This is a genomic window from Janthinobacterium sp. GW823-FHT06H09 (genome assembly GCF_058794735.1).
In genome coordinates this window covers 100,756-114,376 of record NZ_JBXAHC010000011.1, presented here as the reverse complement: position 1 = coordinate 114,376, position 13,621 = coordinate 100,756, and the positions used below count along the sequence as shown (strand labels likewise).

Below are 13,621 nucleotides of genomic sequence, written 5' to 3'. Positions count from 1 at the left end.
CTGCCGCAACCCCAATCACACAGGACATCCCCATGACATTCGAATCCCGCCCGAGCGGCCGCGCCGTCGATGCGCTGCGCGCCATCCGCATCACCCGCCAGTACACCAAACATGCCGAAGGGTCGGTGCTGATCGAGTGCGGCGACACCAAGGTCATCTGTACCGCCAGCATCGAAGACAAGGTGCCGGGCTTCCTGAAGGGCAAGGGCCAGGGCTGGTTGACGGCCGAGTACGGCATGCTGCCGCGCTCGACGCACACGCGCATGGACCGCGAAGCGGCGCGCGGCAAGCAGTCGGGCCGCACGCAGGAAATCCAGCGCCTGATCGGCCGCTCGCTGCGCGCCGCCTTCGATTTGCAGGCGTTCGGCGAACGCACCCTGCACCTCGATTGCGACGTGATCCAGGCCGACGGCGGCACGCGCACGGCCTCGATCACGGGTGCCATGGTGGCCGCGTATGACGCGTTTTCCCAGCTGCAGGCGCGCGGCGCGATCGCCGCCATCCCCGTGAAAAGCTTCGTCGCCGCCATCTCGGTGGGCGTCTACAAGGGCATGCCGGTGCTGGACCTCGACTACGTGGAAGACTCGGGCTGCGACACGGACATGAATGTGGTGATGACGGAAGCGGGCCACTTCATCGAAGTGCAGGGCACGGCCGAAGGCGCCGCCTTTGACCGCGCCGGCATGAACCGCCTGCTGGACCTGGCGCAGGGCGGCATCGCCGACCTGATCGCCCTGCAAAAGCAAGCTCTCGGCATGTAATCTTTACATAAATTTACATGTCTTCGCCCGCTGCGTCGGCCAAAAAGCCCGCACCTGCCGTTTTTTTTCGGCAGCGGCGTGCCAGGGTGAGGGGAGCGCAAAAGGTTTACAATGTCGGCACTTCAACCGGACTACTGACATGACCCAACGCCTCATCCTCGCCTCCAACAACGCCGGCAAGCTCAAGGAATTCAACGAGCTGCTCTCGACCATCGGTTTTTCCGTCCACGCCCAGGGCGAATACGATGTGCCGGAAAGCGACGAACCGTTCCACACCTTCGTTGAAAACGCCCTGCAAAAGGCGCGCCACGCATCTCGCCTGACGGGCTTGCCGGCGCTGGCCGACGATTCGGGCGTGTGCGTCAATGCGCTCGGCGGCGCGCCCGGCGTGTACTCGGCCCGCTATGCGGGCGAGCCGAAATCGGATGCGGCCAACAGCGCCAGGCTGATCGCCGACCTCGAGGCGCATGCCGACAAGTCCGCGTATTACTACTGCGTGCTGGTGTATGTGCGCCATGCGGACGACCCGCAGCCCGTGATCGCCGACGGCCGCTGGAACGGCGAGATGATCGCCACGCCACGCGGCAACGGCGGCTTCGGCTACGATCCGCATTTCTTCATTCCCGCGCTGGGCAAGTGCGCGGCCGAACTGACGTCCGATGAAAAGAACGCGCTGTCGCACCGCGGCCAGGCCCTGCGCGCGCTGGTGGAAAAGCTGCGATGATCCCGATCAAACTGGTGGGCGCCGTTGCCCAATCGGCCGCCAGGTCGGCAGCCAGGCCCGCGCCGCAGGAAGGCATTTCCGGCGCGGCCGGGGCGGCCCTGAAGTACCTGCAGCCGGGCGCGCTCAACCTGACGGCCCTGCCGCCGCTGTCGCTGTACATTCACTTTCCGTGGTGCGTGAAAAAATGCCCGTATTGCGACTTCAATTCGCACGAGGTGCGCGGCGACCTGCCGGAAGCCGAATACCTGGCGGCCCTGCGGCTGGACCTGGAGATGGCGCTGCCGCTGATCTGGGGCCGCAAGATCCACACCATCTTCATCGGCGGCGGCACGCCCAGCCTGATGTCGGCGGCGGGCCTGGACCGGCTGATGTCGGACGTGCGCACCCTGCTGCCATTGGAGCCCGATTGCGAAATCACCATGGAAGCCAATCCGGGCACCTTTGAAGCGGAAAAATTCAAGTCTTACCGGGCCAGCGGCATCAACCGGCTGTCGGTCGGCATCCAGAGCTTCAATGGCCGCCATCTGCAGGCGCTGGGGCGCATCCATGACGACAACGAGGCGCGCCGCGCGGTGGAGATCGCGCATGCCAACTTCGACAATTTCAACCTCGACCTGATGTACGCGCTGCCCACGCAGACGCTGGACGAAGCGCGGCAGGACCTGGAGACGGCGCTGTCGTTCGCGCCGCCGCACCTGTCGCTGTACCACCTGACCCTGGAACCGAACACCCTGTTCGCCAAGTATCCGCCCGCGCTGCCGGACGACGACGAGAGCGCCGATATCGCCGACATGGTGGCCGCGCGCGCCGCGCAGGCCGGCTATGGCCGCTACGAAGTGTCGGCCTATGCGCAGCCGGGCCGCCAGGCACGCCACAACCGCAATTACTGGGAATTTGGCGACTATCTCGGCATCGGCGCGGGCGCGCACTCGAAGATTTCGTTCCCGCACCGCGTGCTGCGCCAGGCCCGCTACAAGCAGCCGCGCGCCTACATGGACGCGGTACTGGCCGGTAATCCGGTGCAGGAAGAGCGCGAACTGGCGCGCGAGGAAATGGGCTTCGAATTCATGTTGAATACCCTGCGCCTGACGCAGGGCTTTGCGCCGAACCTGTTCGCCGAGCGTACGGGCCTGGCCCTCAACGCCATCGAGCAGCCGCTCAATGCGGCCGAAGCGAAAGGCTTGCTGTACCGCGACCACCAGGTCATCCGTCCGACGGAACGGGGATTGTGCTTCCTGAATGACCTGCAGCAGATGTTCCTGGAGGATTAATGCGTGGTGACGGCGCGCAGGCGCTGCAGCTTGGCCGCATACAGAGTATGGTCGCTGCGCGTGGTGCTGTTGTTCATCGCCAGTTCCAGCTGCTTGCCGGCCTGCTCCATCTGGCCCAGGCGCGCATAGGCTTGCGCCAGCCAGAAGTGAAATTCGTGGTAGTACGGGTCGCGCGCGATTTCACGTGAAAACAGCTGTATCGCCCGCACGTAATCGTTTTGCTGCATGGCCGCCTTGCCCAGGTTGAAGTAGTGGAAAGGCGGCTGCGGCTGCAGCGCCAGCAGGCGCCGGCGCAGCGGCAGCGCTTCTTCGGGCAGGCCGGACGCTTCCAGCACCTGCGCCAGGTTCGACAGCAGCACCGTGTTGTCCGGCGTGCGCGTCAGCGCATGGGCGAAAGTGCGCCGCGCTTGCGCCAGGTCGCCATGGCGGAACTGGATCACGCCCAGGGTGTTGTAGGCGCCGCTGAACGAGGGGTCTTGCAGCAGCGCTGCCCGGGCCCACCAGTATGCCTGATTCAGCTGGCCCTCGCTCATGGTTTCGGCGGCGCGGTTGTTCATGTACATGGCGAGCACGGTCGCTTCGTCGAGTTCTCGCGTGCGGTAGCCGCCTATCTCCGCGGACGGCAGGAAATCGATCACCATCATGCCCTTGGCATCGTACCTGCCGGATTTGTCGTCCAGCCGCTGGCCCAGTACCAGGTTGACGTGGCCGGCGACAAAATACATGTCGCCGCTGCGGCTCCAGCTTTCTTCGCCGAGCACCTCCTGGTAGCGCACCTGCAAGCCCATTTCATGTGCCAGCGCCGCCGTCATGATCACCAGCGACAGGCAGTTGCCCTGGCGCGCGGCGAACGTTTCGCGCGCATTGCGGGTCATGGCCGCATCGTACTCGAGTTTCAGCCTGCTCTTGTCGTACAGGGCGTCATACAGGGCCGCGCGGTCATTCTTGTTGCGCGCTTCGCGCCGCACTTGCGTGCGCACATACTGGCGCATGGTCTCGTCGATGGCAAAGACCTGGCTGGCGTCGATGGCGGCGGCCGGCGCGAAATCGCCGTCGTTGAAGATGGGGGGCAGGCTGGCTGGCGGTGCTACGCTGCAGGCCGCCAAAGCGCCGCAGAGCAGGGCGGCGCCCAGGCGCTTGAAGCAAGCGGCGAAAACAAGATAGGGGCGCATGGTCTCTCCCTGGAGGCGCCGGCTGTCTCATGTCGCGGTGGCGCGCCAGTCCCACCTGAAACCAGTATCGGCGCGCCTGGCGCCGCTGTCAAATGGTTTCAAGCGCCTTGCCGCCGCCTGTACGGTGCTGGAAAGCGGGTGTAACGCCAGACTTAAAACCTCGGGCTTAAAACTCTTCCCAGTCCTGCTCGCCGGCGATGTGCGATGGCGTTTTGCGCGCCGCGGCGCCGGCCGCCTTGGGTGCTGCGGGTTTGCCGGCCCTGGCCTGGGGCGGGCGTGGCGCGAGTTTTTGCGTGGTGGCGATGGCGGCCCTGGCCGGCCGCGCGGCGCGCACCGGCGCCGCCGTGGCCACGTGCTCGAGCTGGAAGCCGGCCGCCACCTGCGCCAGGCGCGCCGCCTGGTCCTGCATGCTTTCGGCTGCCGCCGCCGCTTCTTCCACCAGCGCCGCATTTTGCTGCGTCACCTGGTCCATCTGCGCGATGGCCTGGTTGACCTGGTCGATGCCCATGCTTTGCTCTGCGCTGGCGGCAGTGATCTCGGCCATGATGTCGGTGACCCTGCGCACGCTGTCGACCACTTCGCCCATGGTGCTGCCGGCCTGCTGCACCAGCCGCGTGCCGTTGTTGACTTGCTCCACAGAGTCGCCGATCAGGGTCTTGATTTCGCGCGCCGCGGCGGCCGAGCGCTGCGCCAGGCTGCGCACTTCCGTGGCGACGACGGCAAAGCCGCGCCCCTGCTCGCCGGCGCGCGCCGCTTCGACGGCCGCGTTCAGGGCCAGGATATTCGTTTGGAAGGCGATGCCGTCGATGACGCCGATGATGTCGACGATTTTCGTCGAGGCCGTATCGATGGCGCCCATGGTGTCGACCACCTGGCTGACGATGCCGCCGCCCCGTTCGGCCACGCCGGAGGCGGCCACCGCCATCTGGTTGGCCTGGCGCGCGTTGTCCGCATTCTGCTTGACGGTGCTGGTCAATTCTTCCATCGACGACGCCGTCTCTTCCAGCGAACTGGCCTGCTGTTCCGTGCGCGCCGACAGATCCTGGTTGCCGGCGGCGATTTCGCCCGACGCCGTGGCGATCGCATTGGTGCCCGTCTGCACTTCCGACACCACCTTGCGCAGCGCCTCGTTCATGCCGTGCAGCGCGCGCATCAGGTCGCCGATTTCATCGCTGGCAGGCGTGCCGAAATGCGTGCGCAAGTCGCCGTCGGCCACCGTTTCGGCCACCTTCACGGCGGCCTTCAACGGCTGCGTGATCGAACGCGTGATCAGCCAGGCGCAGACGCTGCCCAGCGCCACCACCAGCGCGCACAAGGTCAGCAGCAGGGTGAAGCTGCGCCCGTTGGCCGCCTCAATGGCGTGCGCCGTGGCGTCGATGGCCTGGCGCTGCTGCGACAGCAGGGCCTTGACGTTGTTCTGGTACTTGGCGGCGGCCGGCGCGAAGCTGTCGCGGTAGACGCTTTCCGCCTGCGCCGCATTGCCGCCCTTGCGCGCATTCATCACCAGGGTCTTGGCATCCTGGTACTTGACGCGTTCGGCAATGGACGCCTTGAAAATGGCCTTTTCCTCGTCGCTGACGAGCAGGGTTTCGATTTGCTTCAGCAGCTCGCCGCCCTGCTTGGTGCTGTCGGCGATGGTGTCGGCAAACACGTTCGACAGGGTTTCATCCGTGCTCCTGGCGATCATCGAAGTGCGCGCGATGGCCGAGTAAATCAGTACGTACCAGTCCGATACGAGGCGTTCCTTGGCCAGCGGCTTTTCCATCATTTGCCGCGTCGCTTCGGCATTCACGCTGGCGCTGTACAGCGCGTACGAGGTGGAGATCACGGACAGCAGCAGCACCAGCGCGAAGCCTGCAGCCAGGCGCGTGCCGATACGGAGGTGGGAGAGGGCGTGCATGGTTGGAACTCCTGTCGCAGAGAGATTAAAGGTTGCCTGTGCGACATAGTATGCACTGATAAGTGACCAAGAGGCGAGGGAAAAGCGCGCTTGTCTTTGCGCCTGTTGCAGCCACGCCCGTGCTACAGATCGCCCGCCTGGCGCAAGTCCGGCTGCTCGGCCCAGCGGGCGAAGGCGGCCGCCATGCGCTCGCTTTCCGCGATGGCGCGGCGCCAGTCGCGCATGCGCGCCGCGTGGTCCTGGCCGTAATGGGGGAAGTCGCGCCGGTCCGGCAATTTGCCGTTGGGCAGGCTGGCCACGAAGGCGGGCGAGGGCGAGACGAGGATCATGTTGTCGAGTGCGCCATCGCCGCGGCGCGCGCGGCGCCAGGGCATGGTCTTGTCCAGCCAGCCCGGCACGATATGGTCGGCAAAATGCGGGTACAGCACCAGGTCCGGTTCGCGCTGGTAGGGCAGGTGCAAATGATAGTCGACCAGGCCGCCGTCCCAGTAGCGCCCTGGCGGCGCGCCGGCGATGTCCGTGACCGCGTCGAGCACCAGCGGGATGGAGCCGGAAGCGAGCAGCGCGTCGCGCAGGTTGTCCTGCGCCAGCGGCACGAAATGCGAATGAAAGGCGTCGAAGCGCGAGCGCAGCCAGCTGGCGCCGTCCGGTCCGGCATGGAACACGGTGCGTTCCAGCGAGGCGGCCAGCCGCGCGCGCGCCACGGCGTTGCCGGCGGCCGCCAGCAGGAAGCCGCGCCGGTCGCGCCATTTGCCAGGTTGCGCCAGCGCGCCGATGCCGCGCACGGCCAGCACCGACAGGCTATGGCGCTCGTGCCGCAGCAGTTGCGCATCCTGGCCGTCGAGGACGGCGTCGAGCAGGGCGCGGCACGTGCGGCTCACGTGCGCCGCATCGGGTTTGTCGGGATAGCGCTGGCCCACGTATTCGCGCACCAGGCGCCGCTGCGCGGCCACCGGGTCGGGGAACACGGCGGCGGCCATGCGCCAGGCGCCGATCGAGGCGCCGACGAACTGGCGCGGGCGCGGCGCCTGCGCCAGGAAGTCGCCGAACAGCCAGCAATCGAGCTGGTGCAGGATCAAGCCTTTCGGCCCGCCCGCGGCGGCGGGAACGATGGCGATGTCGCTGGCGCGCACCCCCTTTTCGGCGATGCGCGCCCGGGCGCGGCGGCCCAGGCGGATGGTGATCGGTGATTGCATGAGTAGTCGCTGGCGGCCTGAGCCAGGTATTTTACCGCCAGCGCGGCGACACGGCACAGACGCGCTCGGTATAGTCACATTGTTAGTATTAATAAATTTCTTTAAGGCAACCATTCTATTGAGAAATGTTGCATAATATTAGACGTTGAATTTTTGGCATGTGCCAAGGATTCCTTATGTCTTGCTTTTTTTTATTGGAATCGTATGCAACTGAATCACGCTTTTGTTCTGACCCTGATCGCCGCTTCGCTCGCCGCTTGCGGTGGCGGCGGTTCGTCTTCCCCATCCGACACGACGGCTGTCGTGAATACGGCCAAGCCTGCCGATCCGGTGGCGCCCGTCGTTCCCGTCGTTCCAACGGCCACCGGCGAAAACACGGGTGCCGTCAGCGCCCGTTTCGCCAATGGCGACAACAGCCGCTACATCTTTACGTCGATCGGCTTGCAGAGCAGTGGCAAGGCCAGCCCGCTGGTACAGGATGCCTCCGGCGCCCTGAGCACGATCAGCGGCATCGTCTTCACCGGCAACCCGGCCGTGACGCGCGAAATCAGCGGCGACGCGGCCTTTGCGCAGGGACGCTGGTTCAAGGGCGCGTTCAGCAATAGTACGGGCGCCACTACGTTGAGCGGCAACAATGCCAGTGGGCATTACGTCGCCTATAACGTGCTCGCCGCGCTGCCAGCGACCGGCACCTTCACCTGCGATGCGGGCACGTTCACGGCGCCTAGCTATACGGGCGGCAGCAGCGTCTCGTCGACCGCCAACTTCGGCACGGCCAGCGGCACTGCCAGCATGTCCTTCGATGCCTCGGGCGCCAAGGTCGTGCTGGCCATCGACGCCAGCGCCGGCGGCAGCACGGGCAAGGTATCGGCTTCGACGACCATGGCGTCGGCCGCGTCGAGCAGCATCACCGGTGGTTACCTGTCGAATGGCACGGGCGCGCAGCTGATGCTGGGCGACGGCGGCGCTGGCCGCTATCTGCTGATCGCCGCCTACAAGGCGCAGCTGGCGAATGGCGCCAACTACCAGGGCGTGGCCACCTTCCGTTGCTCTTGATGACGCCTGACGGCACCTGCTGCGCGTCGTGATTTGCGGCCGCTCGCAATGGTGCCGTCAGTCGCCCTGAGGCCAACGAGGACGACTAGAATAAAAAAAGCGGCGTCCGTGCAATGCACGGCGCCGCTTTTTTTCGCCCGTCGTAATGATGCGATTACCGCAGCGCCGCGATCATCTGTTTCAGCTTGCCGGAATCGACGCAGAAGGCGCGGATGCCTTCGGCCAGTTTTTCCGTCGCCATCGCGTCCTCATTCATCATGAAGCGGAAGGCTTCTTCGTTCAGCGACATTTGCACGATATTGGTCGATGGCGCCGCTTCGGCGCTCAGCTTGCGCTCCACCGGCGCATCGCTGTCGGCCAGCTTTTGCAGCAGGTCGGGGCTGATGGTGAGCAGGTCGCAGCCGGCCAGTTCGAGGATTTGCGACGTGTTGCGGAAGCTCGCGCCCATCACCTCGGTCTTGTAGCCGAACTTGCGGTAGTAATTGTAGATGCGGCGCACCGATTGCACGCCCGGGTCTTCCGCGCCCATGTAGTCGATGCCCGTCGATTTCTTGTACCAGTCGTAGATGCGGCCGACGAACGGGGAAATGAGCTGGGCGCCCGCTTCGGCGCAGGCAATCGCCTGGGCCAGCGAGAACAGCAGGGTCATGTTGCAGCGGATGCCTTCCTTTTCCAGGATGGCGGCGGCGCGGATGCCTTCCCAGGTGGAGGCGATCTTGATCAGCACGCGCTCGCGTGGTATGCCCGCGTTCGAATACAGGGCGATCAGGTCGCGGCCCTTGGCCACCGTGCCCTGCGTGTCGAACGACAGGCGCGCATCGACCTCGGTGGAGACGCGGCCGGGGATGGTTTGCAGGATTTCCACGCCAAAGGCGATCAGCAGGCGGTCGATGATCTCGGTGGTCGAGGCGTTCGGATGGTCGCGCACGGCCTTTTCCAGCAGCGGCTTGTATTCATCCTTCTGCACGGCCTTCAGGATCAGCGACGGATTCGTCGTCGCATCGCGCGGCGTGTAGGCCTGGATCGATTGGAAGTCGCCGGTGTCGGCCACCACGGTAGTAAATTGCTTCAGTTGTTCGAGTTGGTTCATGGCTGCACGGGAAAGAGTGAAGGGGCTTGCCGAAGTATTGTACCGAATCCATCGCAGGTGGGACCCACTATTGTCTTGTCTGTGCATTACTTGTTCAATTGAATCTTGCTTTTTTAAGAACTCGCGCATAATTGCCTGGACTTGTTTAATTTGCACATTGTTTTTATAAGCAATATGCGATGCCACACTCCAGATGAAGAGCATCTTTTGACACAAGATATCGTTAGCGCATTGGCCGCCTTCAACGGCGCGACACGCCTGTATACATTGTCCATCGGCAAGGATGACCAGGACAGCGGCCTGCTGGTCGAGGCCTTTGCCAGCGATGATCGGCTGCAGGAAGTCGGCGCGCGCGACATCATCGCCCTGTCCACCAGCGCCCATGTGCCGCTGGCATCCCTGCTGGGCCAGCCTGCCAGCTTGCATGTCAGCCTGGCCGACGGCACGCGCACGCCATTTTCCGGCTACATCAGCGCAGCGGCCATGCTGGGCAGCAATGGCGGCCTGGCGCGCTACCGGCTGCGCATCACGCCTTGGCTGTGGCGGCTGGGCCAGGTGCGTAACAGCCGCGTCTGGCAAGACAAGACCGTGATCGAGATCGTCGAGTCCGTGTTCCAGTCTTATGCCCCGGCGGCGCGTTGGCGCTGGAGCGACGAGGTCGTGTCGTTCATGCAGGAAGCGGGCGAACGCAGCTATTGTTGCCAGTACCGCGAATCGGATTTCGATTTTATTCGTCGCCTGCTGACGGAAGAGGGGCTGGCCTGGCGGTTTGACGGTCAGACCCTGATCGTTTTTGCCGATAGCAGCCAGGCTTGCGCCACGCCCGAGGACGCCAGCAGCGCGCAAGGCGGCGGGCTGCGCTTTCATGGCGCGCGCGTGGGCGAGCCGGGCGACAGCGTGCAGGCCTTGCGCGCGCGGCGCAGCCTGCAGGTGGGGCTGAGCAGCGTGCTCAGCTACGATTACAAGGCGAAAAAGGCGGTCGCCGCCAGCGTGCCGACGAATATGATGCTTGGCGGCAAGAACGCGCCGCTGCTGGAAAGCTACGATACGCCGGGCCAGTACTGGTATGCGAATGGTGCCCAGGCGCAGCGCTACGCCCGCTTGCAGATGCAGGCCCACGAAGCGCGCGCCCAGCTGTGGCAAGCCCGCTCGACCGTGCGCACCCTGCGCGCCGGCACGCGTTTTACCCTGACGCAGGGACCATTGCAGCCAGCCGACGGTGCCGCGCCCGAGTATGTCGTGCTGCGCGTGGCCAGCATCAGCGTCAACAACCTGCCGCTGCCGGCGCTGGAAGGACTGGCGGAACTGTTCGGCCCGATACCGGAATTGCTGGAAGAAACCGTGGCGCAGTGGGGCGCAGGGTTTCCCGATGTCGCCGCCGCGATCGCCCAGGCGCAAGCCAGCGGCTACGCCAACTGCATCGAGATGATCGAGGCAAGCATGCCGTGGCGTCCGGCGCACGATGACGGCGATGCGCGCCAGCACGCCACGCCGACCGCCCTGGGCAGCCAGAGCGCCATCGTGGTGGGCGCCGACGGCAATGACGCGGCCAGCGGCGCCGATGAGATTTACTGCGACAAGCTGGGCCGGGTGCGCATCCGCTTTCACTGGCAGCAAGAGACTGGCGCGACGTGCTGGGTGCGGGTAGCGCAGCGCGCCGCCGGCGGCGGCATGGGCAGCCAGTTTTTGCCGCGCATCGGCCAGGAAGTGCTGGTGCAATTTCTGGAAAACGATATCGACCGGCCCGTCATCGTCGGCGCCCTGTACAACGGCCAGGGCGAGGGCGGCACGCTACCCACGCCGGGCGGCATGGCGCGCGATCAGAGCGACGCCGGCGTGTTCCAGCCGGCGCACGACCACGCCATCGCGGGCCAGGGCAATGTGGCGGGCGGCAACAGTCCGCTGTGGCATGGCGCCGCAGGCAGCAGCGCGGCGCACCGCAATGGCGCAGCGCAATGGGGCATCCGCAGCAAGGAATTCGGCAAGGCGGGCAGCGCGGCCGGTTACAACCAGTTGCTGTTCGACGACACCGACCAGCAGGGACGCATCCAGCTGAAAAGCAGCCATGCGGCCAGCGAACTGAACCTGGGCCACCTGATCCACGGCGCCGACAATTACCGTGGCAGCCTGCGCGGCGCCGGCGCCGAGCTGCGCACCGACGCGTATGGCGCGGTGCGCGCCAGGGCCGGCCTGCTGGTAAGCAGCTATGTGCTCCGGCACGAGGCCGCGCAACGCGATCCGGCCGGCGACAATGCGGGCGGGATCGCATTGTTGAAACAGGCGGTGATGCTGGGCGAAACCTTCAGCGCTGCCGCCAAGACGCATCAAACGGTGGCCTACGCCAGCCATGTCGGCGCCAGCGCAGCAAACGCCAGCGCGCTCGACGGTCAGGCGGCGCCCTTGAAAGCGCTGCTGGCCAGCGTTTTCGGCATGCATGAACAGTTGCCGCACACAAAGGACGCCATCATCGCGATCGCGGCCCGGGCCGGGCTGGGCGTTGTCGCGGGGCAGGACATGCAACTGGCCAGCGGCGAAACCGTCACCGTGATGAGCGGGCAGGACACGCAATGGACCAGCGGCGGCAAGCTGCGCCTGCACGCGGGCCAGGCCATCGGCGTGCTGGGCGGCGTGGTCAAGGCGGGCGAGAACGATATCGGCCTGCAGATGATTGCAGCCAGTCAATCTATCGACGTGCAGGCGCAGGCCGACGTGATCAACGTGCAGGCGCGCGAGGAGGTCAATGTCGTCAGCGCCAACGCGCATGTGGACTGGGCGGCGGCGAAAAGCATCCGCCTGTCGACGGCGGGCGGCGCGAATATCACCATCGAGGGCGGCAATATCACGATCCAGTGCCCGGGCAAGATTACGGTGCATGCGGGCAGGAAGAGTTTTATCGGGCCGACACGGCTCGCTTATCCATTGCCCGCGCTGCCTGCCAGCGTGTGCAAGGCTTGTCTGCTGGCCGCGTTGCGTAGCGGTAGTCCGTTTATCGCGCCCACGGCGGCCTAGAAAAGGAATCCTGATGTACTTTGCCATCGATGTTCACGACCCGGAAGTTCCAGCGCTGATCGCGCAGCAACTGCAGGCCTTGCGCGCGGAGGCGGCGGTGGCGAACGGCAGCCAGCCCCTGTATCTGCTGGCGCTGCTCGACGGCGCCTGCGACGAGGAGTTTTTCACCAAGCGCTACCCGAGCCGGCTGCGGCGCCAGTCGCTGTATGCGCACACCTCGCTGCAAAACTTCAAGAGCGCCGCACCGCATTTAATGGCGGCGCCATCGACAAGCAGCGAGCAGGCTGCGTGGCTGCAGCGCCTGTTTTCGCTGTGCGCAGGCAAGCCCATGCTCAGCATCATCGCCAGCACGCTCGATATCGGCCAGCTGGAGCAGCATCTGCGCCCCTATTTGATTGCCATCACGCCAGACACTGTCGAATGGCCCGTGCGCTGGGCCGATACGCGCATATTGCCGGCCCTGCTGGCAGCCTTGACTGAAACGCAGTCCGCGCATTTGCTGAGCCCCATCTACCGCTGGTGGTCGCTGCGGCGCGATGGTTCGTTGGTCAGTTGGCAGGGCACGGCAGAGGCCAAGCCCGCCCCTGCGGAATTTGATAAATTCCCCCTCGGCGACACCGCCTTTGCCGCCCTGGTGGATATCGCCGAAGCCGATGCCATCCTGGCCAATCTGCATGATGTGCAGCCGGACCTGTTTCATTCCGGCACCCCGGCCGAGTGTCACGCGCGCGTGGCGCGTCATTTGCTTGTGGCAAACGCCAGCGGCATCGAGGCGGCGGGCCAGCGTCAGCATTTCAGCGCCCTGGCCTTGATGCTGGCCGACGATTTTACCTTGCATCCTGCAATGGCCAGCCTGTTGCTGCGCACGCGCCAGGGAGCGAATTACCTGTCCGAGCTCGACACGCTGCCCGACGATTTCTGGCAGGCGCGTTCGGCTGCCTAGCCTCGTTTCTTCGACTGCTTACTTTTATAAAAGGAAAAATGATGAAATGGATTATGTATCTTGGCACGGCCTTGCTGCTGAGCGGCTGCGCCCTCAAGGCCAGGCAGGTTGAGGAAGCCGGTCCAAGGACTACCGCGACGGCGCAGGTGGGTATTGTCAACCATACGGGGAAGTATATTTATTCCGCATCGGTTGATGGTGCCGGAGGGGGGAATATGGCCAGATGGGGGGCGGGCGGGGCAAATATTTGCTGTACATCGATTCCCCGCGTATGGCATCCAGGAATGAATGTCTTGGTGCGGTGGAATATGCCTGAAGGGCACACTGATGTCATTAAGGAAAAAATGGTCGAAATTGAAAAATATGATAGGCCAGGAGATATTTATATGCATTTTTTTGAGAATGATGAGGTGAGAGTTGTTGTGTCGAATGATGCAGGATATGGAAAAGATCACCCGATTCAACACACGGGTAAACCATTACTTAAAAAATGATTCAT

The 13,621-nt window shown here is 64.7% G+C and carries 11 protein-coding genes; 7 read left to right on the top strand and 4 right to left on the bottom strand.

What is annotated here, in order from left to right:
* Positions 1–32 precede the first annotated feature (32 nt).
* From rph to hemW, 3 genes are all read left to right on the top strand, one after another.
* Entirely contained in the window at positions 33–761 is a 729-nt protein-coding gene (gene rph / locus AC1Q6X_RS19830) for a ribonuclease PH (RefSeq protein ID WP_492498213.1), read from the top strand.
* Positions 762–900: 139 nt separating this feature from the next.
* On the top strand, positions 901–1,485 hold the full coding sequence (gene rdgB, locus AC1Q6X_RS19825; protein ID WP_070222390.1) for an RdgB/HAM1 family non-canonical purine NTP pyrophosphatase: 585 nt from the start codon (positions 901–903) through the stop codon (positions 1,483–1,485).
* Positions 1,482–2,756: a radical SAM family heme chaperone HemW gene (hemW, locus tag AC1Q6X_RS19820; RefSeq protein WP_070222392.1), complete on the top strand. Its 1,275-nt coding sequence runs from the start codon at positions 1,482–1,484 to the stop codon at positions 2,754–2,756. The genes rdgB and hemW overlap by 4 nt, the downstream gene beginning before the upstream one ends.
* Here hemW and AC1Q6X_RS19815 read toward each other — a convergent pair.
* From AC1Q6X_RS19815 to AC1Q6X_RS19805, 3 genes are all read right to left on the bottom strand, one after another.
* The gene (locus AC1Q6X_RS19815) at positions 2,753–3,928 is read right to left on the bottom strand and encodes a tetratricopeptide repeat protein (RefSeq protein WP_070222394.1); all 1,176 of its coding nucleotides are present in this window, start codon (positions 3,926–3,928) and stop codon (positions 2,753–2,755) included. The two genes, hemW and AC1Q6X_RS19815, sit on opposite strands and share 4 nt — an antisense overlap.
* A 166-nt stretch (positions 3,929–4,094) precedes the next feature.
* Positions 4,095–5,828, bottom strand: a complete 1,734-nt coding sequence (locus AC1Q6X_RS19810; RefSeq protein ID WP_070222396.1) for a methyl-accepting chemotaxis protein — start codon at positions 5,826–5,828, stop codon at positions 4,095–4,097.
* 122 nt (positions 5,829–5,950) lie between these two features.
* Positions 5,951–7,024 carry a patatin-like phospholipase family protein gene (locus AC1Q6X_RS19805; RefSeq protein WP_492498212.1) on the bottom strand — a complete coding sequence of 358 codons (1,074 nt, stop codon included), beginning with the start codon at positions 7,022–7,024 and terminating at the stop codon, positions 5,951–5,953.
* A gap of 204 nt (positions 7,025–7,228) precedes the next feature.
* Here AC1Q6X_RS19805 and AC1Q6X_RS19800 point away from each other — a divergent pair, with 204 nt between their 5' ends.
* Entirely contained in the window at positions 7,229–8,080 is an 852-nt protein-coding gene (locus tag AC1Q6X_RS19800) for a hypothetical protein (protein ID WP_121670240.1), read from the top strand.
* Between the two features lie 154 nt (positions 8,081–8,234).
* Here AC1Q6X_RS19800 and tal read toward each other — a convergent pair whose 3' ends face one another.
* Positions 8,235–9,170 carry a transaldolase gene (tal, locus tag AC1Q6X_RS19795; protein WP_086140119.1) on the bottom strand — a complete coding sequence of 312 codons (936 nt, stop codon included), beginning with the start codon at positions 9,168–9,170 and terminating at the stop codon, positions 8,235–8,237.
* A gap of 174 nt (positions 9,171–9,344) precedes the next feature.
* Between tal and AC1Q6X_RS19790 the strand changes: the two genes are divergently transcribed.
* The 3 genes from AC1Q6X_RS19790 to AC1Q6X_RS19780 are packed head-to-tail and all read left to right on the top strand — an operon-like array spanning position 9,345 to position 13,616.
* Entirely contained in the window at positions 9,345–12,179 is a 2,835-nt protein-coding gene (locus AC1Q6X_RS19790) for a type VI secretion system Vgr family protein (protein ID WP_492498211.1), read from the top strand.
* Between the two features lie 13 nt (positions 12,180–12,192).
* A complete protein-coding gene (locus tag AC1Q6X_RS19785; protein ID WP_492498210.1) occupies positions 12,193–13,122 on the top strand; it encodes a DUF4123 domain-containing protein in 930 nt (309 codons plus the stop codon).
* A gap of 38 nt (positions 13,123–13,160) precedes the next feature.
* Complete coding sequence (locus tag AC1Q6X_RS19780) at positions 13,161–13,616, top strand: DUF3304 domain-containing protein (protein ID WP_492498209.1); 456 nt, start codon at positions 13,161–13,163, stop codon at positions 13,614–13,616.
* Positions 13,617–13,621: the final 5 nt, after the last annotated feature.

Coding starts and splice junctions, on each gene's coding strand:
- rph (WP_492498213.1), top strand. CDS start 33: ATGACATTCGAATCCCGCCCGAGCGGCCGCGCCGTCGATGCGCTGCGC.
- rdgB (WP_070222390.1), top strand. CDS start 901: ATGACCCAACGCCTCATCCTCGCCTCCAACAACGCCGGCAAGCTCAAG.
- hemW (WP_070222392.1), top strand. CDS start 1,482: ATGATCCCGATCAAACTGGTGGGCGCCGTTGCCCAATCGGCCGCCAGG.
- AC1Q6X_RS19815 (WP_070222394.1), bottom strand. CDS start 3,928: ATGCGCCCCTATCTTGTTTTCGCCGCTTGCTTCAAGCGCCTGGGCGCC.
- AC1Q6X_RS19810 (WP_070222396.1), bottom strand. CDS start 5,828: ATGCACGCCCTCTCCCACCTCCGTATCGGCACGCGCCTGGCTGCAGGC.
- AC1Q6X_RS19805 (WP_492498212.1), bottom strand. CDS start 7,024: ATGCAATCACCGATCACCATCCGCCTGGGCCGCCGCGCCCGGGCGCGC.
- AC1Q6X_RS19800 (WP_121670240.1), top strand. CDS start 7,229: ATGCAACTGAATCACGCTTTTGTTCTGACCCTGATCGCCGCTTCGCTC.
- tal (WP_086140119.1), bottom strand. CDS start 9,170: ATGAACCAACTCGAACAACTGAAGCAATTTACTACCGTGGTGGCCGAC.
- AC1Q6X_RS19790 (WP_492498211.1), top strand. CDS start 9,345: ATGCGATGCCACACTCCAGATGAAGAGCATCTTTTGACACAAGATATC.
- AC1Q6X_RS19785 (WP_492498210.1), top strand. CDS start 12,193: ATGTACTTTGCCATCGATGTTCACGACCCGGAAGTTCCAGCGCTGATC.
- AC1Q6X_RS19780 (WP_492498209.1), top strand. CDS start 13,161: ATGATGAAATGGATTATGTATCTTGGCACGGCCTTGCTGCTGAGCGGC.